The sequence below is a fragment of the Brevibacterium sp. HMSC063G07 genome (genome assembly GCF_001810665.1).
In the GTDB taxonomy this organism is placed as follows: Bacteria; Actinomycetota; Actinomycetes; order Actinomycetales; family Brevibacteriaceae; genus Brevibacterium.
The window spans coordinates 1-18,891 of the sequence record NZ_KV802347.1; the positions used below are offsets into that span (position 1 = coordinate 1).

General features: G+C 61.9%; 21 protein-coding genes. 13 read left to right on the plus strand and 8 right to left on the minus strand.

Going from position 1 to position 18,891, the window contains the following annotated elements; all coding sequences use genetic code 11:
• Positions 1–289: LPXTG cell wall anchor domain-containing protein (locus HMPREF2757_RS04210; RefSeq protein WP_141750173.1), on the plus strand; the 289-nt coding region annotated here is incomplete at its 5' end.
• 101 nt (positions 290–390) lie between these two features.
• Here the strand turns inward: HMPREF2757_RS04210 and HMPREF2757_RS04215 are convergent.
• Positions 391–1,122, minus strand: coding sequence for a hypothetical protein (locus HMPREF2757_RS04215; RefSeq protein ID WP_141750174.1), 732 nt, complete (start codon positions 1,120–1,122; stop codon positions 391–393).
• A 205-nt stretch (positions 1,123–1,327) separates the two neighbouring features.
• Here HMPREF2757_RS04215 and infA point away from each other — a divergent pair, with 205 nt between their 5' ends.
• The 8 genes from infA (at position 1,328) to HMPREF2757_RS04255 (ending at position 6,828) form a co-directional block, all read left to right on the plus strand.
• Complete coding sequence (infA, locus tag HMPREF2757_RS04220) at positions 1,328–1,549, plus strand: translation initiation factor IF-1 (RefSeq protein WP_019174660.1); 222 nt, start codon at positions 1,328–1,330, stop codon at positions 1,547–1,549.
• Positions 1,550–1,624: 75 nt separating this feature from the next.
• Positions 1,625–1,738, plus strand: a complete 114-nt coding sequence (rpmJ, locus tag HMPREF2757_RS04225) for a 50S ribosomal protein L36 (protein ID WP_019174661.1) — start codon at positions 1,625–1,627, stop codon at positions 1,736–1,738.
• A 197-nt stretch (positions 1,739–1,935) separates the two neighbouring features.
• Positions 1,936–2,304 (plus strand): 30S ribosomal protein S13, encoded by a 369-nt coding sequence (gene rpsM / locus HMPREF2757_RS04230; RefSeq protein WP_070573657.1) that lies wholly within the window; start codon positions 1,936–1,938, stop codon positions 2,302–2,304.
• Positions 2,305–2,325: 21 nt separating this feature from the next.
• Positions 2,326–2,727, plus strand: coding sequence for a 30S ribosomal protein S11 (gene rpsK / locus HMPREF2757_RS04235; RefSeq protein ID WP_070424735.1), 402 nt, complete (start codon positions 2,326–2,328; stop codon positions 2,725–2,727).
• 77 nt (positions 2,728–2,804) lie between these two features.
• The gene (locus tag HMPREF2757_RS04240; protein WP_070573659.1) at positions 2,805–3,797 is read left to right on the plus strand and encodes a DNA-directed RNA polymerase subunit alpha; all 993 of its coding nucleotides are present in this window, start codon (positions 2,805–2,807) and stop codon (positions 3,795–3,797) included.
• A 21-nt stretch (positions 3,798–3,818) separates the two neighbouring features.
• A complete protein-coding gene (gene rplQ, locus HMPREF2757_RS04245) occupies positions 3,819–4,355 on the plus strand; it encodes a 50S ribosomal protein L17 (RefSeq protein ID WP_070573661.1) in 537 nt (178 codons plus the stop codon).
• Between the two features lie 311 nt (positions 4,356–4,666).
• Positions 4,667–5,944 carry a serine hydroxymethyltransferase gene (gene glyA, locus HMPREF2757_RS04250; protein WP_070573663.1) on the plus strand — a complete coding sequence of 426 codons (1,278 nt, stop codon included), beginning with the start codon at positions 4,667–4,669 and terminating at the stop codon, positions 5,942–5,944.
• Positions 5,941–6,828: a bifunctional methylenetetrahydrofolate dehydrogenase/methenyltetrahydrofolate cyclohydrolase gene (locus HMPREF2757_RS04255; protein ID WP_141750175.1), complete on the plus strand. Its 888-nt coding sequence runs from the start codon at positions 5,941–5,943 to the stop codon at positions 6,826–6,828. Before glyA ends, HMPREF2757_RS04255 begins: the two co-directional genes overlap by 4 nt.
• 101 nt (positions 6,829–6,929) lie before the next feature.
• On the opposite strand, the gene HMPREF2757_RS04260 is transcribed toward HMPREF2757_RS04255, so the two are convergent.
• Positions 6,930–7,412, minus strand: coding sequence for a GNAT family N-acetyltransferase (locus HMPREF2757_RS04260; RefSeq protein WP_070573668.1), 483 nt, complete (start codon positions 7,410–7,412; stop codon positions 6,930–6,932).
• 217 nt (positions 7,413–7,629) lie between these two features.
• Between HMPREF2757_RS04260 and HMPREF2757_RS04265 the strand changes: the two genes are divergently transcribed.
• Entirely contained in the window at positions 7,630–8,442 is an 813-nt protein-coding gene (locus HMPREF2757_RS04265; protein ID WP_141750176.1) for an exodeoxyribonuclease III, read from the plus strand.
• 166 nt (positions 8,443–8,608) lie between these two features.
• On the opposite strand, the gene HMPREF2757_RS04270 is transcribed toward HMPREF2757_RS04265, so the two are convergent.
• Together HMPREF2757_RS04270 and HMPREF2757_RS04275 are read right to left on the minus strand one after the other, a co-directional pair.
• Complete coding sequence (locus HMPREF2757_RS04270) at positions 8,609–8,827, minus strand: CstA-like transporter-associated (seleno)protein (RefSeq protein ID WP_070573672.1); 219 nt, start codon at positions 8,825–8,827, stop codon at positions 8,609–8,611.
• 1 nt (position 8,828) lies between these two features.
• The gene (locus HMPREF2757_RS04275) at positions 8,829–11,081 is read right to left on the minus strand and encodes a carbon starvation CstA family protein (protein ID WP_070573674.1); all 2,253 of its coding nucleotides are present in this window, start codon (positions 11,079–11,081) and stop codon (positions 8,829–8,831) included.
• Positions 11,082–11,363: 282 nt separating this feature from the next.
• Here HMPREF2757_RS04275 and trpS point away from each other — a divergent pair, with 282 nt between their 5' ends.
• Positions 11,364–12,371: a tryptophan--tRNA ligase gene (gene trpS, locus HMPREF2757_RS04280; protein ID WP_070573676.1), complete on the plus strand. Its 1,008-nt coding sequence runs from the start codon at positions 11,364–11,366 to the stop codon at positions 12,369–12,371.
• A complete protein-coding gene (locus HMPREF2757_RS04285) occupies positions 12,371–13,531 on the plus strand; it encodes an App1 family protein (protein ID WP_176745883.1) in 1,161 nt (386 codons plus the stop codon). The genes trpS and HMPREF2757_RS04285 overlap by 1 nt, the downstream gene beginning before the upstream one ends.
• 368 nt (positions 13,532–13,899) lie before the next feature.
• Here the strand turns inward: HMPREF2757_RS04285 and HMPREF2757_RS04290 are convergent, their stop codons facing one another.
• Genes HMPREF2757_RS04290 through sdhC form a run of 4 tightly spaced genes read right to left on the minus strand, consistent with a single transcriptional unit; the run spans position 13,900 to position 17,310 of the window.
• Complete coding sequence (locus HMPREF2757_RS04290) at positions 13,900–14,691, minus strand: succinate dehydrogenase iron-sulfur subunit (protein WP_070573678.1); 792 nt, start codon at positions 14,689–14,691, stop codon at positions 13,900–13,902.
• Complete coding sequence (gene sdhA, locus HMPREF2757_RS04295) at positions 14,691–16,451, minus strand: succinate dehydrogenase flavoprotein subunit (protein ID WP_070573680.1); 1,761 nt, start codon at positions 16,449–16,451, stop codon at positions 14,691–14,693. The genes HMPREF2757_RS04290 and sdhA overlap by 1 nt, the downstream gene beginning before the upstream one ends.
• 26 nt (positions 16,452–16,477) lie before the next feature.
• Positions 16,478–16,927, minus strand: a complete 450-nt coding sequence (locus HMPREF2757_RS04300) for a succinate dehydrogenase hydrophobic membrane anchor subunit (RefSeq protein ID WP_070573682.1) — start codon at positions 16,925–16,927, stop codon at positions 16,478–16,480.
• Between the two features lie 5 nt (positions 16,928–16,932).
• Complete coding sequence (sdhC, locus tag HMPREF2757_RS04305) at positions 16,933–17,310, minus strand: succinate dehydrogenase, cytochrome b556 subunit (protein WP_082784656.1); 378 nt, start codon at positions 17,308–17,310, stop codon at positions 16,933–16,935.
• A gap of 424 nt (positions 17,311–17,734) precedes the next feature.
• Between sdhC and HMPREF2757_RS04310 the strand changes: the two genes are divergently transcribed.
• On the plus strand, positions 17,735–18,844 hold the full coding sequence (locus HMPREF2757_RS04310) for a mannose-1-phosphate guanylyltransferase (RefSeq protein WP_070573684.1): 1,110 nt from the start codon (positions 17,735–17,737) through the stop codon (positions 18,842–18,844).
• The last annotated feature ends 47 nt before the right edge of the window (positions 18,845–18,891 follow it).

The following is an 18,891-nucleotide window of genomic DNA, read 5'->3' on the forward strand; positions in this document are numbered from 1 at the left end:
GACTGTGAAGAGTGCTGGGCTGAAGATCGTGGCTGAGGGTGCTGCGGACAAGAACCCACCGGCAGCCGGTGGTACAGCTGAACAAACCGCATCTGGTGGTGATTCCACTGGTGCCAGCGCGGACAGTGGCAGCGCGGATGGTTCGGCTTCTTCCGAAGAAGCCAAAGGCAGTGATAGTCCGCTGCCGCGTACGGGAGCGAACATCGCGGGGATTCTTGTGATTGCTGCTGCTCTGCTTGCAACCGGTTCGGCGGCGGCAGTCTACAGCCGTCGCAAAGCTCGAAGCTGAACGACAGTGACTTATCCAAACTGAATTGAGCACAAAGCGCTCGTGGGTCCTGCTGTCAGGGATCTGCGAGCGCTTTGCGCTTCTGATCTACCTGGTGAAGCTCACTGAGGCTCCGCCCGTTGTCCAGTATTCGCACCTTTCCTGGACGGTGCTGGTTTTGGGCCGATGAAGAGCGTCATGGTCGCTTCGGTCAGCTGGTCTGCGCTCAGGTGCAGCGCGTCAACGTCGATGTCGGTGCGACCGGTGAGCACGGGATTGCGCATGAGCAGACCGCCGCTGCAGTCGCTGCCAGGCTTGCTCTGCGTGTGTCCAACGACGGCGTATACGTGATTGGGCGTGATCCGCACTTGCCTGCCGTTGTGCTCATCGGCCAGGGTGAAGCTGCGGCGCCGAGGCAGAGTCGCCGCGACAACGGGCCTTCCGCTGTCAAGAGCGTGTGCAGCGGCGCGAAGCGCTGCGCGGGCTAAGCCGGGCAGCGCAGGGATGGCCGCACCGGGTGAGCCGAAGAGAAACTGAAAGCCCTTGAACGGCAGATGACCTTCGAGCCGCGAGCCGAGTACAGTCTGCGCCGCGGCTTCTATGAGGGTCGCGCTGTTGACCGTGCCATCACGAGACCCGCTGCGGTCATGTGCGTGCGCGGGAATGTTTGTGGTGACGGGAGCTGACCCGACATCAACGACCGCGAGAGTGCCGGTGCTGTGCAGGATCAGGCGGTCGCAGAATCCGGAAACTGTGACCTCGCCGGCGATGAGCGGTGCCATGAGCCAGCACGTGCCCAGGGGACCCTGCCGAACATCTGCGCACTGCGTCACACTGGCTGGAAAGTCAAGCATATTCGCTGTAGGATAGACAACTGGCTTGTGGGCTGTCGGCATTTCGTCTCCCATAACGCGCTTACTGCAGTTCAGAATAACGCCGGACCCAGTCCGGAGTCTGTTCGGCATTGAGCGCGAGAAACCGAAACGTCGCGTCTACGGGCCGTACGGATAAGACACTCAATCCGCGGGATTCCGCGGGGAGCAGGGGTAAACGAACGATATGGCCAAAAAAGAAGGGGTCATTGAGATCGAAGGTACGGTCGTCGAGGCTCTGCCCAACGCGATGTTTCGCGTTGAGCTGACCAACGGCCACCTTGTGCTTGCGCACATCTCCGGAAAGATGCGTCAGCACTACATCCGCATCCTTCCCGAAGACCGTGTTGTAGTGGAGCTGTCTCCCTACGACCTTTCTCGTGGACGGATTGTCTACCGCTACAAGTAAGGATCTTTTGACACTCACCGCAACCACCCCTTGGGCTGGACCCGAGGGGCTTTGTGGTGACAAGAAGGAATAGCGATGAAAGTTAAGCCAAGCGTCAAAAAGATCTGCGACAGCTGCAAGGTCATCCGCCGCAACTCGGTGGTCATGGTGATCTGCTCGAACCCGCGTCACAAGCAGCGCCAGGGCTGATCAGCTAACGCAGATCGATGGGTTCGCTTCCCCTATGGGCAGGCGAGTCCACACCCAAGCAGGCATCGCCCCCTCGCAGCAGGACACCCTGCACAGCGAGGACGACACCCCCGGTTCGAGGGCCGGGGACCGGGTCTGCAGAAGACAACCGGACATGCCTGAGCAAGCACCTTCGAATATCTACATGGAGAAAACACATGGCACGTTTAGCCGGAGTTGACCTCCCGCGCGAAAAGCGCGTGGAAGTCGCCCTGACATACATTTTTGGTGTGGGCCGCACTCGTGCGAGCCAGACCCTCACGGAAACCGGCATCAACCCGGACATCCGCGTCAAAGACCTCACCGATGACCAGCTCGTGCAGCTGCGCGACTACATCGAAGGCACCTTCAAGGTTGAAGGCGATCTGCGCCGCGAGGTTGCAGCCGACATCCGCCGCAAGGTTGAGATCGGAAGCTACCAGGGTGTCCGTCACCGCCGCGGCCTGCCCGTCCGCGGTCAGCGCACCAAGACCAACGCGCGTACGCGCAAGGGTCCCAAGCGCACCGTTGCAGGCAAGAAGAAGTAAGCGTTCGAGTAGGAGATACAGATGCCACCCAAGTCACGAGCTGCTGCTCGCAAGCCCCGTCGCCGCGATAGGAAGAACCTGGTCAACGGCCAGGCTCACATCAAGTCGACGTTCAACAACACCATCGTTTCCATCACGGACCCCACCGGCGCCGTGATCTCCTGGGCTTCTTCTGGTGAAGTCGGATTCAAGGGTTCGCGCAAGTCGACCCCGTACGCAGCTCAGATGGCTGCTGAGTCTGCAGCCCGCCGCGCACAGGAACACGGCCTGAAGAAGGTCGACGTCTTCGTCAAGGGCCCCGGCTCCGGTCGCGAAACCGCTATCCGCTCGCTGCAGGCCACCGGTCTGGAGCTGGGCACCATTCAGGACGTCACCCCGCACCCGCACAACGGCTGCCGTCCGCCCAAACGCCGCCGCGGCTGAGTCTGCACAGCGTAACGAGTCCAGAACTCTTTAAGCGCGAACGTCATATAGCGGATGTTCGCTGAAAGGAAGCCCACGTGCTCATTGCACAGCGTCCCACGCTCACAGAAGAGGTTGTCTCCGATCTGCGCTCCCGGTTCGTCATCGAACCCCTGGAGCCCGGCTTCGGCTACACCCTCGGCAACTCGCTGCGTCGTACCCTTCTGTCCTCCATTCCCGGTGCCGCCGTCACCAGCATCCGCATTGACGGTGTGCTGCACGAGTTCACCACGGTTCCCGGAGTCAAGGAAGACGTCACCGAGTTCATCCTCAACCTGAAGTCGCTTGTCGTCTCCTCGGAATTCGACGAACCCGTCGTCGCATACCTGCGCAAGCAGGGTCCGGGCGATGTCACTGCCGCTGACATCAGCGCACCGGCCGGTGTTGAGATCCACAACCCGGACCTCTTCATCGCCACGCTCAACGACGAAGGCTCGCTGGACATGGAGCTGACGATCGAACGCGGTCGCGGCTACGTTTCGGCAGCTCAGAACAAAAACGCAGATGCTGAAATCGGCCGTATCCCGGTCGACTCCATCTACTCGCCCGTTCTGCGTGTGACCTACAAGGTCGAAGCAACCCGTGTCGAACAGCGCACGGACTTCGACCGCCTGGTGGTCGACGTTGAAACCAAGCCTTCGATTTCGCCGCGCGACGCACTGGCCTCGGCCGGTACGACGCTCGTCGAGCTCTTCGGCCTGGCCCGTGAACTCAACGTGGAATCAGAAGGCATCGAGATCGGTCCTTCGCCGGTTGATGCAGCTATGGCTGCCGACCTCGCGCTGGCCATTGAGAGCCTCGACCTCACGGTTCGCTCCTACAACTGCCTGAAGCGCGAAGGCATCCACACCGTCGGCGAGCTCGTCAGCCGCAGCGAAGCCGACCTGATGGATATCCGCAACTTCGGTTCGAAGTCGATCGAAGAAGTCAAGCAGAAGCTCGACGAGCTCGGCCTGAGCCTCAAGGACAGCGCCGCCTCCCTTTCCGAGCCCGCTGACGATGCTTCGTTCGTCGAGGACGAACAGTTCTAAGAATTTCCAAGGAGAAAACCCATGCCTACGCCTACCAAGGGCAACCGCCTCGGCGGTTCCCCGGCGCACGAGCGGGCAATGCTGAACAACCTTGCAGCCCAGCTCTTCGAAAACAAGTCGGTGAAGACCACCGAAACCAAGGCAAAGCGCCTGCGCCCGCACGCTGAGCGCCTCATCACCTTCGCCAAGAAGGGTGACCTCGCTTCGCGTCGCCGCGTTCTGCGTTCCATCAGCGACAAGGGCATCGTGCACGAGCTGTTCACCTCGATTGCACCTGCCGTTGCCGAACGCCCCGGCGGCTACACCCGCATCACCAAGATCGGTCCCCGCCCCGGCGACAACGCCCCCATGGCAGTCATCGAACTGGTGCTTGAGGCGTACTCGCCCAAGCAGGCCGTTGTGAAGGAAGCAGAAGGCGCAGCTGCCGCATCGGCTGACGACAAGGCCGACGCTCCGGCTGAAGAAGTCGAAGCTGCCCCGGATGTCGAATCCGGTCCGCAGGAAGACGAAGCCCAGGAAGCCGCAGCTGACGCAGCCGCTGAAAAGGACGAAGCCTGATCTGAGCTTTGCTGAAGCCTGAACGAAGGGCGCCGCAGAACCTGGTTCTGCGGCGCCCTTCGCGTTTCTGCATACTTCCGCGCGTTTGCCTTGGCACGTACGCAGTCCCGGCACGCCCGTTAGCCGGAATCCATCCTTTAGCCGCACAGGCACTCCCTTTAGCAGCTGAAGCACGCCTCAGTTGTGTGCTTAAGCGCAGATTCCGGCTAACGGGTGCCTGCGCGTGGGAAGGCGTTGTGTGACACATGAGACAATGAGGCCGTTGTGCCCGCTCAGACCGCACAACTGCCGTCTGAAGGAAAGGAACGTGGATGTCGAACACGCCTCTGTCGCAGAGCATTGCGGAAATCGATCCCGAGATCGCCAAGGTGCTCGACCAGGAGCTCGGCCGCCAGCAGGACTACCTCGAAATGATTGCGTCGGAGAACTTCGTTCCCCGCGCTGTGCTGCAGGCTCAGGGTTCAGTGCTGACAAACAAGTACGCCGAAGGCTACCCCGGCCGCCGCTACTACGGCGGCTGTGAATATGTTGACGTTGCAGAGGAACTTGCCATTGAACGAGCAAAGTCGCTCTTCGGTGCCAAGTACGCAAACGTTCAGCCGCACTCGGGCGCTTCTGCCAATGCCGCCGTTATGCACGCACTGGCGCGTGCCGGTGACGGTCTGCTGGGCCTTGATCTGGCCCACGGCGGACACCTGACACACGGCATGAAGATCAACTTCTCGGGCCGCCTGTACAGCGTGTCGTCCTATGAGGTTGATCCTGAAACCAATCGCGTCGACATGGATCAGGTGCGCCAGCGCGCCCAGGAGCACAAGCCGAAGGTGATCGTCGCCGGATGGTCGGCCTACCCCCGTCAACTGGACTTCAAGGCCTTCCGCGAAATCGCCGACGAAGTCGGCGCGTACCTGTGGGTCGACATGGCGCACTTCGCCGGGCTTGTTGCCGCTGGCCTGCATCCCAACCCGGTTGAGTACGCCGATGTTGTGTCCTCAACGGTCCACAAGACCCTCGGCGGACCCCGTTCGGGATTCATCCTGACGAACTCGGAAGAGCTGAACAAGAAGATCAATTCGGCTGTGTTCCCCGGCCAGCAGGGCGGCCCGCTCATGCACGTGATCGCTGGCAAGGCGGTCGCCTTCAAGATCGCTGCCGCTGATGAATTCAAAGACCGCCAGAAGCGCACCGTCGAAGGTGCACAGATCCTTGCCGAACGCCTGCTCCGCGACGACGTTGCCGAAGCCGGTGTCTCCGTCCTCTCCGGCGGCACCGACGTTCACCTGGTGCTCGTAGACCTGCGCAACAGCGAAATCGACGGCAAACAGGGTGAAGACCTGCTCCACCAGGTGGGCATCACCGTCAACCGCAACGCCGTACCGTTTGACCCGCGTCCGCCCATGGTCACCTCCGGTCTGCGCATCGGCACCCCTGCACTTGCCACCCGGGGTCTAGACGCAGCCGCCTTCACAGAGGTTGCTGACATCATCGCCGAAACCCTCAAGCCCGGTGCTGACCTTGCAGCGCTGCGTGAGCGCGTTGCCAAGGTCGCCAAGGACTTCCCGCTCTACGAAGGACTGGAACAATACTGATGCCACAGAAGCTTGACGGCAAAGCGACAGCCGCCGCCATCAAACAGGAACTCGCCGTTCGGGCACAGGCCCTGAAAGACCGCGGAATCACCCCGGGACTGGGCACGCTGCTCGTGGGTGAAGACCCCGGATCGCAGTGGTACGTCGCCGGGAAGCACCGGGACTGCGCTGAGGTGGGCATCGCGTCGATCCGCGAAGACCTCCCGGCAAGTGCCACCCAGCAGGAAATCGAAGACGCCGTCAACAGGCTCAACAACAACCCCGAATGCACGGGCTTCATTGTTCAGCTGCCGCTGCCGGATGGCATCGACACCAACCGAGTGCTCGAACTTGTCGACCCCGACAAGGACGCTGACGGCCTGCACCCCACCAACCTGGGGCGCCTGGTTCTGCGGGTGCGCGAAGACGTCACCTCACCGCTGCCGTGCACTCCGCGCGGCATCGTCGAGCTTCTGGAACGCCACGGGGTGAACCTCGACGGCAAACACGTGGTTGTGCTTGGTCGCGGTGTGACGGTCGGACGCCCCATTGGGCTTCTGCTGACGCGCCGCGATGTCAACGCCACCGTCACACTCACCCACACCGGCACGAAGAACCTCCCGCAGCTGCTGGAGCAGGCTGATGTCATCGTTGCGGCCGCCGGAGTGAAGGACATTGTTGCCGGTGACTGCGTGAAAGACGGAGCTGTTCTGGTGGACGTCGGGGTGTCCCGCGAAGAAGACCCGGAAACCGGAAAGTCGAAGGTAGTCGGGGATATCTCGCCGCAAGCCCGGGCTAAGTCCTCGTGGTACTCACCGAACCCCGGGGGAGTGGGCCCCATGACCCGCGCCATGCTGCTGGCCAATGTCATCGACATGGCCGAACGGGCCGCGGATCGCAGCTGACCGCGACATCCTGAACCACAAAGTACGAGGCGCCGGTACAGAATTCTGTACCGGCGCCTCGTACTTTATGCGGGGAGCTCAGGTGAGCGCACCCTGGTGGATCAGTGTGCTGCCAGGCGGTAGGTGAAGAGAACGCGAGCGTTCTCCGGGCCACCGTAGTCATCGACGAGTTCGCTTTCGAAGCCGAGCGAGGAGTGGAACGAAATCGCGCCGGTGTTTTCCGGCAGGGCTGTCGCCTGAACGATGTCGGCGCCGCGCTCACGTGCGTGCTTGATGAACGCTTCGTAGAGCATCCGCCCGATGCCGTTGTTGCGGTAGTTGTCGTGGACGGCGACTAAGTGAATGAGCGCCGGACCGTCGACCGGGATGGCACCCAGCAGGTAGCCGACGAACTTGTTCTTATAGCGGGCAACCAGACCCGAAGCTGCAAACTGGCGGAACCAGTGCGGGGCGTGGTCGCGGGTGAGGTTGGTGTCACCCCAGAAATCATCAAGCGAATCTACGAGGAATTCCCGCAGCTCAAGAGCATCGACTTCGTCCAGGGGGCTGATTTCGAGCCGTTCAACGTCAAATTCATCTGACATGGTTCCTCCTCAAACACGTGCGCCTTGTGCTTTCAGTGTACTCACCCCGCACCGTGCCGGGGCGCGAATTTGTCATAGATCTTCTTGGCCGGCTGAAGACGGTCGGCGAACGGCGCGGGGGCGGTTGGCGAACGGCGCGGGGACGGTTGGCGAACGGTGCGGGGACGGGCGAACGGTGCGGGCCAGAATCAGACTGCCGATGTGGGACGATGGGGCAATGCTGAGAATCGTCAATGTGAACGTCAACGGAATCCGCGCGGCCATGCGCAAGAACATGCAGGAGTGGGCCGACTGTCGCGGCTGCGACATCCTCACGCTGCAGGAGGTTCGCGCGCAGAACGACATCGCCTACGAAGTCATGGCCCCACTGGGGGAGCACGCCTACTCTGCCGATGCGGAAGCCAAGGGCCGCGCCGGTGTTGCTGTTGTGAGCGACGTACCGGCTGTTGAAACCAGGATCGGCAACGGTGACGGCTATTTCGACCTGGCGGGCCGCTGGCTGGAAGCTGACTATGAACTAGAGGACGGCAGCCTGCTGACGGTCGTGTCGGCCTATGTGCACTCTGGTGAGGTGGGCACACCTAAACAGGACGACAAATACCGTTTCATGGACCAGATGAAGATCCGCATGGACCAGCTGAAGCAGCACGCTGACTACGCCGTCATCACCGGCGATCTCAATGTGGGCCACACGGAACTCGACATCAAGAACTGGAAGGGCAACGTCAAAAAGGCCGGATTCCTGCCGGAAGAGCGGGCCTACTTCGATGAATTCTTCGGCAGCCTGGGCTGGGTGGACGTGCACCGGCAGCTGTCTGGTGAAATGGACGGCCCCTACACGTGGTGGTCCATGCGCGGCAAAGCATTCGACAATGACACCGGCTGGCGGATTGACTACCAGATGGCCACCCCGGAGCTTGCGAAGAAGGCAGTTAAAGCCCAGGTGGACAAAGCGCCGGCTTATGACCAGCGCTGGTCTGACCACGCCCCGCTCGTCATCGACTACGACCTTCCCGCACTGAAGGCGTGATCTGAGGAGGGCTCGACTTCTTGGACCAGGTGGGGAGACGAACCCCGTCGGTGCGCACAGAGCCGGATGAGCACAGAAAAGCGCCGGTGATGCGAACAATCGCATCACCGGCGCTTTTCGTGTGACTGGCGGCCTGGGGTTCAGGCAGCCAGTCAGCCGGCGTCTGTCAGCAGCAGCGGCTTGTGGGGTTGCGATCCTGTTCGTCGGTCAGGTACCGCCAGAACTCACGTTCGCCCTTCGATCCTTCCAGTGTGCCGTGACGGCGCAGGTAGGACTTCTGGTAGTTGATGAACGCGTTCGCCCCGCTGATTTCGCGCATGTACCAGTAGGCCGCGGTGAACGGTTTCGCGGTCATGCGCAGAATGTCAGAAGCCGTTGTGCTCATATCACTTTCCATCCGCAGCAGCGGCGGGATCCTTGCCGACCCCGTGCTTTTCATCCCAGGCCTTCCAGTCTGCCATGACTTCGCGTTCTGCCTTGGTCGGGATGAAGCCGGCCGGGGCGAACATCTTGGACTCCACGAAGGGGTCTTCTGCCGTGGTGAAGTTCTTCGTCGACAGTGCCTGGAAGGAACGGTAGACGGCCATGATGACCACGAGGATGACGATTGCGGCGAACACAATCGACAGGGTTCCCTGAACGAAGGTGTTGCGGATGACAGCCCGCATTGCCTCTTCGCCCTGTGTGGGGCCCAGCGAGGTTTCGCCGTTGGCCAAGGCGTTTTTGTAGGCCATGTGCTGTGCCCAGTAACCCACGGTGGGGTTGGGGGAGAAGATCTTCAGCGCGGACGCCCACATCGTCACCAGGAGGTCCCAGGCCAGCGGAACAACGGGGATCCACACCCACTTGCCGTGGCCGGACTTCACGACGATTGCTGCGATGACCGTCAGTGCGATGGCGGCCAGCAGCTGGTTCGAAATGCCGAACAGCGGGTACAGGGTGTTGATGCCGCCCAGGGGGTCGGTCACACCCATCAGCAGGATGGAGCCCCAGCCGGCGACCATGACGATGGTGGTCAGCCAGCCGCCCAGGGTCCACGACGGGTCCTTGAAGCGCTTGTAGAAGTTGCCCAGCAGGTCCGACAGCATGAAGCGCGCAACGCGCGTTCCCGCATCGATCGTGGTCAGGATGAACAGAGCTTCGAACATGACCGCGAAGTGGTACCAGAACGGCATGAGCGCCTTGCCGCCGAACACGTCGGACAGAATGTGCGTCATACCCATGGCCAGGGTCGGCGCACCACCGGTGCGGGACACAATCGAAGCTTCGCCGATTTCGCGGGCGGCTTCTGCCAGTTCCGCTTCTGACGTCTGAACACCGGACATGCCGAGGTGGTTGTTGATGAAGTCAGCTGCACCGGCTGGCGTGCCGCCGGTCAGCGGTTCGGCGGCGTTCATCGCGAAGTAGAGGCCCTTGTCCAGTGACACGGCTGCCACCAGCGCCATGATGGCGACGAAGGATTCGATGAGCATCGAACCGTAGCCGATCATGCGGATCTGGCTTTCCTTTTCCACCAGCTTCGGCGTGGTGCCTGACGAGATGAGCGCGTGGAAGCCGGACAGGGCGCCACAGGCAATTGTGATGAACAGGAACGGGAACAGGGAGCCCGCGAAAGCCGGGCCCTTGTCGTTGAAGGCGAATTCGGTGAACGCCGGCATCTGGACGTCCGGGTTGACCAGCAGGATGCCCACGGCGAACAGTGCGATGGTGCCGACCTTCATGAAGGTCGACAGGTAGTCACGCGGTGCAAGCAGCAGCCACACCGGAAGAATTGCGGCGATGAAGCCGTAGATGATCAGACCCCAGGCGAGTTCAACCTTGCTGAGGGTGAACACGGCCGACCAGGTTTCAGACGAGTGGACCCAACCGCCGGCAACGAGCGACAGGATGAGCAGTACCAGCCCGATGATCGAAACCTCCATGACAGCGCCGGGGCGGATGAACCGCATATAGACGCCCATGAGGATGGCGATCGGAATGGTGCACGCAATCGAGAACACACCCCAGGGGGATTCAGCCAGAGCATTGATGATGACGATGCCGAGAACGGCAATGAGGATCGTCATAATCAAGATGATGCCGATGGAGGCGATGATGCCGCCGACCGCACCGAGTTCATCCCGTGCCATCTGGCCGAGCGAACGTCCGCCGCGGCGAGTGGAGAAGTACAGGGTCATGTAGTCCTGTACGGCGCCTGCGAGCACAACACCGAGGATGATCCACAGGGTGCCCGGCAGGTAGCCCATCTGGGCGGCCAGAACGGGTCCGACGAGTGGGCCCGCACCTGAAATTGCAGCGAAGTGGTGACCGAACAGCACGCGACGGTCCGTGGGCTGGAAGTCCACCCCGTTGTCCTTGATTTCAGCTGGAGTGGCACGGCGATGGTCCGGGCGGCAGATCTTCCACTCGATGAACTTCGCGTAGAACCGGAAGCCTATGAGGTAGGTTCCGACCGCTGCGGCGACAAACCAGCTGGCGCTGAGCTCTTCGCCGCGGACAATGGCGATCATGACCCAGCCGATTGCGCCGATGAGCGCTATCGCAGACCAGAGAATAATGCGGCCGGGAGTCCACTTGGGCTTCTCGACGACCGCGACGGGCGGCATGGCCTCGTCGGTTTTCACATATTCAACCGACATGCGCACTCCTTCGATGTTGTGGGTGCTTCTTCACACCACGCAGATGAGCAAATGCTTAAAGAGACTTGAACAGTTTCTGTATCGAACGGATCAAGGGTACGCCCGCAGTGTGCCCTCTGTCACGTAGATCTGAAGATTCTTACTATGTGGGACGCATGTTTGGTAATGATCGCGGCCGGTCGCTCTGCTCACCGGGCGCTCTGATGTGCTGAGCGCGCAGCTGTTGTCCGGTGCTTCACATGCCGCTCCCGAGGCACAAGCCCCAGGTGGCAGAATGCTGTTATGACTTCTTCTGCTCCCTCCCAACCCCAGCGCTCCCTCACCGGGATTCAGGCGACCTCAGATTCGCTCCACCTCGGGAACTACATTGGGGCACTCGCCCCGGTTGTGGCGCTCCAGGAGGAATACGACTCCTTCCTGTTCATAGCCAACCAGCACGCCATCACGGTGGAGCAGAACCCGGATGAGCTGCGCGAACGCACCCTGCGCACCGCCGCACAGTTCATTGCCGCTGGTGTCGACCCGGATCGCACAACTCTGTACGTGCAGTCGCAGATTCCCGCGAACTCGCAGCTGGGCTGGGTGCTCGAATGTCAGACCGGGCTTGGCGAAGCGCAGCGCATGACCCAGTTCAAGGACAAGTCGCAGAAAAACGAACACGTGTCGGTGGGGCTGCTGACGTACCCGTCGCTCATGGCCGCGGACATTCTGCTGTACCAGGCGGATGTCGTGCCGGTCGGTGAAGACCAGCGTCAGCACCTCGAACTGACCCGTAACCTCGCCCAGCGCTTCAACACCCGCTACGGACAGACATTCACAGTGCCCGAAGCTGCGATCATGAAGCAGTCGGCCAAAATCTACGATCTGCAGGACCCGGGTGCGAAGATGTCGAAGTCGGCGAAATCGCCCGCCGGACTTGTGAACCTGCTGGACGAACCGAAGGCGCTGGCCAAGAAGTTCAAATCCGCTGTCACCGACGCCGGAACGGAAATCGCCTACGACCCCGAAAACAAGCCCGGTGTGTCGAACCTGCTGACCATCTACTCTGTACTGTCCGACAAACCGGTCGAGAAGATCGTTGCCGACTACGAAGGCAAAATGTACGGCCACCTCAAAGTGGATCTGGCTGAGCTCGCCGTCGAAGTCTTCACACCCGTGCGCAACCGCACCAATGAACTGCTGGACGACCGTGCCCAACTCATGGAGATTCTTGAGCAGGGACGCCAGAAGGCGGCAGCCGAAGCAGAAAAGACGCTGCGGGCTGTCTACGACCGAATCGGGTTCCTCTGATGCCGCTGCCTGGACCGGAAGCCGGGGGTGTCCGAGGCAGCGCTCGCGGTGTTGGTGGCCGAGGTGTTGGCGGTCATGGCGCTGGCGGGCGCGGGGGTGTTTGGGGACCGTCGCGCTCCAATGCGCGCTCCGGCCCCGTCAATCTGACTCCCGAAGCGCTGCACACCGCGGCGCGCATGGAAGACCGCTACCACGAATGGCGGCGTTCTCGCGCAGAAAAGCGCGGGTGGAAGCCGTCGGTCGTCGCCTATGACTCCTATGGGTCCGAGACTTTCATCCGGGTGCTGGCCCGCATTGTGCTCAGCCCAGAAGACGCTGAATCGCCGAAGAAGGACCGGAACGTGCGCGGCTGGCGCAACTTCGCCGCGGTGCCCTTGTCCAACGAGATCGCGTGGGTGCGCGTTGGGGGACAGGAGCACATGGTCACCGCTGATCGCGGCGGAATCATCGACGCGGTGATTCCCGGCAAGTACAGCCGCGGCAAAGCAAAACTGGAAATGTGGACCAGCGGGTCGGGACTGGATACAGCTACCGCGCACATCATCGATGACGAACAGCGCTTTGGAATCATTTCGGACATTGACGACACCGTGGTGGTCACAGCGCTGCCTCGACCGTTCTTGGCCGCGTGGAATTCCTTTGTTCTCAACGAGCACGCGCGCTCGCCGGTATCCGGTATGGCTGTGCTGTATGACCGGCTGTCGTACCTGCGACCGAACTCTCCGATCCTGTACCTGTCCACCGGTGCCTGGAACACACAGCCTGCGCTGACCAGGTTCCTGCACCGAAACATGTACCCGTCGGGGCCTCTGCTGCTGACCGATTGGGGGCCGACGCCCACGCGAGTCTTCCGCTCGGGCCAAGACCACAAGCGCACGGCTCTGGAGCGCTTGGCTCGGGAGTTTCCCCACATCAAGTGGCTGTTGGTCGGTGATGACGGACAGCACGACGAAGAGATCTACGGCGAGTTCGTAGAGAATCACCCTGAGAACGTCGCGGCTGTTGCGATTCGCCAGCTGACAGCGGGTGAAGCCGTGTGGGCCGGTGGCCGTTCACGGGGGACGGGCCGCGGGAAGAACATTCCCTGGTTCTACGGGGCAAACGGCGCCGAACTGGCTGAACAGCTCGAAGCCAACGGCTTCTCCGCCCTGCCGAACTAGCAGACCTGACCCTGTCCAGGTGCCGTCCGGTGCGGCTGGCGCTGGCCCTCCACCTCGCCCCACCTCCGCACTCCCGTTAGCAACAAAAACTCCCGTTAGCAGTGGTGGTTTTCGGGAGTTTTTGTGGCTGACGGGAGTTTTCTTGTCGCTGAAGCGCAGATTCCGGATCGGGGGTGTTTGCCACCGGGCAGCTGAGCCCGGCGGCTTGGGACGGCACCACCGGTCGGCGAAACAACACAAAGCGAGGGGCGAGCCCTTTCGGACTCGCCCCTCCTCTTTGCCTAAGTCGACGCTTTAACGCAGGGCCTCGTGGGCCTCATTCGAACGCGCGAAACGCCAACCCGAAGCCTCACGCAGCACTCAAGTGATCAGAATGCGCGGGTGAGCAGTGCCTGCTTGACTTCGGCGATTGCCTTGGTCACCTCGATGCCGCGGGGGCATGCTTCGGTGCAGTTGAAGGTGGTGCGGCAGCGCCACACGCCTTCCTTGTCGTTGAGCACTTCGAGGCGCATTTCGGAGCCTTCGTCACGCGAATCGAAGATGAAGCGGTGCGCGTTGACGATTGCCGCCGGGCCGAAGTACTGGCCGTCGGTCCAGAACACCGGGCACGACGTGGTGCACGAAGCACACAGGATGCACTTGGTGGTGTCGTCGAAGCGCGCACGGTCTTCCTGCGACTGCAGGCGTTCGTGCGTCGGTTCGTGGCCCGAGGTCACGAGGAACGGCATGATCTCGCGGTACGACTGGAAGAACGGCTCCATGTCGACGATCAGGTCCTTTTCAAGGGGCAGGCCCTTGATGGCCTCGACCGTGATCGGCTTTTTGGTGTCGAGGTCCTTCAGCAGCGTCTTGCAGGCCAGGCGGTTGCGCCCGTTGATGCGCATGGCGTCCGAACCGCAGACACCGTGTGCACAGGAGCGGCGGAAGGACAGCGAGCCGTCCTGTTCCCACTTGATCTTGTGCAGGGCGTCAAGCACACGGTCGGTGCCGTGCATCGTGACCTGGTAGTCCTCCCAGTGCGGTTCCGAGTCCGTTTCCGGGATGAAGCGGGCGATGCGGAACGTGCACTCGAAAGTGGGGACTTCGCCGCCTTCTCCGGACACGCTCGACGGGAGGTCGATCTTCGATGCCGGTTCCGGGGTTTCGTTGTTCTCTGCCATCAGTACTTACGCTCCATGGGCTCGTAGCGGGTGACGATGACCGGTTTGGTTTCCAGACGCATGCCGGTGATTCCCTCGGCGGTGCTGTTGGGGTCCAGGTAGGTCATCGTGTGGTGCATGAAGTTTGCGTCGTCGCGGTCGGGGAAGTCCTCGCGGAAGTGTCCGCCGCGCGATTCTTTGCGGTGCAGTGCGGCAACGGCAACGGCTTCGGCCAGCTGCAGGAGGAAGCCCAGTTCAATGGCTTCGAGCAGGTCGAGGTTGTAGCGCTTGCCGCGGTCGTGAATGCCGATGTTCTTGTAGCGCTCACGCAGCTTTTCAATGACGTCGATGGCTTCGCGCAGGGTTTCGTCGGTGCGGAACACCTGGACGTTGGCGTCCATGATCTCCTGCAGTTCAGCGCGGATGTCTCCGACGAGCTCGGTGCCCTTGGAGTTGCGCATGGTCTCAACCATGTCAATCACCATGTCGGCTGCATCGTCAGCGACTTCCTGCTGCTGCGCGGTCTTGGCGAATTCGGCGGCGTTGATGCCGGCGCGCTTGCCGAAAACGTTGATGTCCAGCAGCGAGTTGGTGCCCAGACGGTTGGAGCCGTGCACCGACACACACGCGCACTCACCGGCGGCGTAGAGGCCGGGAACGATCGTGTCGTTGTCGGCGAGCACTTCGCCTGCGACGGTGGTCGGGATGCCGCCCATGCCGTAGTGGGCCGTCGGGAAGACGGGGACCGGTTCGGTGTAGGGCTCAACACCCAGGTAGGTGCGGGCGAATTCGGTGATGTCCGGCAGCTTGGCGTCGATGTGCGCGGGTTCGAGGTGGGTGAGGTCCAGCAGGACGTAGTCCTTGTTGGGGCCTGCGCCGCGGCCTTCGCGCACTTCGTTGGCCATGGAGCGGGCCACGATGTCACGAGGAGCGAGGTCCTTGATTGTGGGTGCGTAGCGCTCCATGAAGCGCTCACCGTCGGCGTTGCGGAGGATGCCGCCTTCACCGCGGGCTGCCTCGGACAGGAGGATGCCGAGTCCGGCAAGGCCCGTGGGGTGGAACTGGAAGAACTCCATGTCTTCCAGCGGGATTCCCCGCTTGTAGGTGACAGCCAGGCCGTCACCGGTGAGCGTGTGGGCGTTCGAGGTGGTCTTGAACATCTTGCCGAAACCGCCGGTTGCGAACACAACGGCCTTGGAGCGGAAGACGTGGATTTCGCCGGTTGCCAGTTCATAGGACACGACACCGGCGACGACCTTCTTGCCGTCGACTTCATTGATGATGACGTCGAGGACGTAGAACTCGTTGTAGAACTCAACGCCATGCTTGACGCAGTTCTGGTAGAGGGTCTGAAGGATCATGTGGCCGGTGCGGTCTGCTGCGTAGCATGCGCGGCGGACCGGTGCCTTGCCGTGATCGCGGGTGTGGCCGCCGAAGCGGCGCTGGTCGATTTTGCCTTCCGGCGTGCGGTTGAAAGGAAGGCCCATCTTTTCGAGGTCGAGCACGGCGTCGATGGCTTCTTTTGCCATGACTTCGGCTGCGTCCTGGTCGACGAGGTAGTCCCCGCCCTTAATGGTGTCGAAGGTGTGCCATTCCCAGTTGTCCTCTTCGACGTTGGCCAGTGCGGCGCACATGCCGCCCTGTGCCGCGCCGGTGTGCGAGCGGGTGGGGTAGATCTTCGTGAGCACTGCGGTGCGTGCGCGCTGGCCGGATTCGATGGCCGCGCGCATGCCGGCGCCGCCAGCTCCGACGATCACAACGTCATAGTCATGTACCTGCATAAGGTCTCTATTCTCCTAAGCGGCGGTCAGGCCTGGCAGAAGCTCGGCAGCAGCGACGGGTCTGCGCCGGTCGGGCAGGGGCTGAAGGTGAAGATCACCAGGGTGCCGAGCACAATGATGATTGCGGATGCCACGTAGAGGATGATCTGCAGCGTGACATTGGTGCGCGGCTTTTCGGCGTAGTCGTTGATGATGGTGCGCATGCCGTTGGTGCCGTGGATCATGGCCAGCCACAGCATGGCCAGATCCCAGATCTGCCAGAACGGGTTGGCCCACTTGCCGCCGACGAAGCCGAAGTCGAGGCCCTGAACGCCTTCGCCCATCCACAGGTTCACAATCAGGTGACCGAAGATGAGGATGACGAGGAAGACGCCTGAGATGCGCATGAACAGCCATGCGAACAGCTCGAAGTTCGACTTGGTGGTCTTGTGGCGCTGGTATTCGGCGCGGGGCTTGGGGATAACGGGTGTTGTCATTGTGCTCAGCCTCCGAACGTGTGCATCAGCTGGCGGGGGATGAACGCAATCATCACGATCAGCCAGAGGACCATGACTGCCCAGAACAGTTTGCGCTGGTTCTTGGGCCCGCCCTTCCAGAAGTCAACGAGGACTACGCGCAGGCCGTTGAAAGCGTGGTAGGCGATTCCTGCTACCAGTCCGATTTCGGCAAACGCCATCAGCGGCGTCTTATACGTTCCGATAACTGCGTTGTAGGCCTCGGGCGAGACGCGAACGAGAGCAGTGTCGAGCACGTGCACCAGCAGGAAGAAGAAGATGCCGACTCCGGTGACGCGGTGAGCGACCCAGGACCACATTCCTTCGTGTCCGCGGTACAGAGTGCCCGTTGACGCTTTGGCCACGGGTCATCCTCCATTTTGCGATTACGTGTATAGCGTTTTGAATCTACGCGCGTTTCACAGTATTTTCCAATCTTCCGAAGTTCGGGTGATCGGTTTTCTGTGCTCTGCGAGCAGCTTCTTGTCAGCTGGCCGTTCGGTCGGTCGGCTGAGGACCGCTCTATTGTCTCATGTCGGTTTGCGTCTGCTTCCGGCGGCTCTCGGCAAATTAGGGTACGTTCTCGTGTTCTATCGGGCCTTCCCGGTGCGGTGCCCAGCACGAGGTGGAGCCGCAGTTCCGTGCCGACCTCCGCCTCGTGCGCGGGTGCGGGTGGGAGGCGGTGCCGAAACGGCGCCACTACCAGGGCGGGGTGCTGAGTGGGCCTGCAGAGCACGCCCGAGCGTGTCGGTGCGGCCGGAGCTGGGGCGGCTGGGGGATAATCGGGCGATGCTTTCTCGTTTCCACGCTGTGATCCCGGCCGGCGGTTCCGGCACTCGCCTGTGGCCGCTGTCGCGGCAGGACAGGCCGAAGTTCCTGCTCGACGTTTTGGGCTCTGGCCGTTCGCTGCTGGAAGAGACGTGGGCGCGGATTGAGGACCTCACGGCCGTTGAGAACAGGTGGGTGGTCACGGGTCAGGCCCACGCGAAGGCGGTGCGGGAACAGCTGCCCGCGCTCGATGCGCAGAATGTGATTGCCGAACCGTCGCCGAAAGACTCCGCTGCCGCTATCGGCTTGGCTGCCATGCTCATTCACAGGCGGGACCCGGAGGCGGTCATCGGTTCGTTCTCTGCTGACCACTCAATCACCAATCCGTGCGAGTTCCGCCGGGTTGTCGCGGAAGCTCACAGCGCTGCGGCAGGCGGGGACATTGTGACGATCGGAATCACCCCGACCTTCCCGTCAACCGCCTACGGCTATATCAAGGCTGGCAAGCGCCTGGGGCTGTCAGAAGCGCCCACGGCCATGCGCGCCGAGAAGTTCGTGGAAAAGCCCGCGGCCAACACCGCCCGCAGGTACACGTATTCGGGCAAGTACCGCTGGAACGCGGGGATGTTCATTGCCCGCGCGGACGCTCTGCTGGCCCAGTTCGAAGCCTTTTCGCCGGACCTGTATGCGGGGCTGTCGGCTGTTGCCGACGCGTGGGCAACTTCGGAGCACGATGCTGTGCTTGCCGAAGTGTGGCCGAGCTTGGAGCCCATTGCGATCGACTACGCGGTGGCCGAACCCGCTGCCGAACAGGGGCGGGTTGTTGTGGTTCCCGGCGACTTCGGCTGGGATGACGTGGGTGATTTTGCTTCCGTTGCCCAGCTGCGCCAGCCGATTCCCGGCGAACCGTCCAGTGTTTTCGCCGCCGGTGACGATGTGCGCCTTGTCGATGTTGACTCTTCCGGTCTGGTGTATTCGACCACCCAGCGGGCGATTGCGCTCGTGGGAGTGGAGAACATCGTGGTCGTAGACACTGACGATGCGCTGCTGGTCACCCGGCGTGCGTCGGCGCAGAGAGTGAAAGAAGCCGTGAAGCGGGCTCGCGAACTGGGCTTTGAGGACATTCTGTGACGCCAGAAGTCGCAGCGGAGCCAAGCTGTCCGGGCTGGGGCGTACAA

Coding starts and splice junctions, on each gene's coding strand:
- HMPREF2757_RS04285 (WP_176745883.1), top strand. CDS start 12,371: ATGCCGCTGCCTGGACCGGAAGCCGGGGGTGTCCGAGGCAGCGCTCGC.
- HMPREF2757_RS04310 (WP_070573684.1), top strand. CDS start 17,735: ATGCTTTCTCGTTTCCACGCTGTGATCCCGGCCGGCGGTTCCGGCACT.
- rpsM (WP_070573657.1), top strand. CDS start 1,936: ATGGCACGTTTAGCCGGAGTTGACCTCCCGCGCGAAAAGCGCGTGGAA.
- HMPREF2757_RS04300 (WP_070573682.1), bottom strand. CDS start 16,927: ATGACAACACCCGTTATCCCCAAGCCCCGCGCCGAATACCAGCGCCAC.
- trpS (WP_070573676.1), top strand. CDS start 11,364: ATGACTTCTTCTGCTCCCTCCCAACCCCAGCGCTCCCTCACCGGGATT.
- rpsK (WP_070424735.1), top strand. CDS start 2,326: ATGCCACCCAAGTCACGAGCTGCTGCTCGCAAGCCCCGTCGCCGCGAT.
- sdhA (WP_070573680.1), bottom strand. CDS start 16,451: ATGCAGGTACATGACTATGACGTTGTGATCGTCGGAGCTGGCGGCGCC.
- rpmJ (WP_019174661.1), top strand. CDS start 1,625: ATGAAAGTTAAGCCAAGCGTCAAAAAGATCTGCGACAGCTGCAAGGTC.
- rplQ (WP_070573661.1), top strand. CDS start 3,819: ATGCCTACGCCTACCAAGGGCAACCGCCTCGGCGGTTCCCCGGCGCAC.
- HMPREF2757_RS04290 (WP_070573678.1), bottom strand. CDS start 14,691: ATGGCAGAGAACAACGAAACCCCGGAACCGGCATCGAAGATCGACCTC.
- HMPREF2757_RS04215 (WP_141750174.1), bottom strand. CDS start 1,122: ATGCTTGACTTTCCAGCCAGTGTGACGCAGTGCGCAGATGTTCGGCAG.
- glyA (WP_070573663.1), top strand. CDS start 4,667: ATGTCGAACACGCCTCTGTCGCAGAGCATTGCGGAAATCGATCCCGAG.
- HMPREF2757_RS04270 (WP_070573672.1), bottom strand. CDS start 8,827: ATGAGCACAACGGCTTCTGACATTCTGCGCATGACCGCGAAACCGTTC.
- HMPREF2757_RS04275 (WP_070573674.1), bottom strand. CDS start 11,081: ATGTCGGTTGAATATGTGAAAACCGACGAGGCCATGCCGCCCGTCGCG.
- HMPREF2757_RS04260 (WP_070573668.1), bottom strand. CDS start 7,412: ATGTCAGATGAATTTGACGTTGAACGGCTCGAAATCAGCCCCCTGGAC.
- HMPREF2757_RS04265 (WP_141750176.1), top strand. CDS start 7,630: ATGCTGAGAATCGTCAATGTGAACGTCAACGGAATCCGCGCGGCCATG.
- infA (WP_019174660.1), top strand. CDS start 1,328: ATGGCCAAAAAAGAAGGGGTCATTGAGATCGAAGGTACGGTCGTCGAG.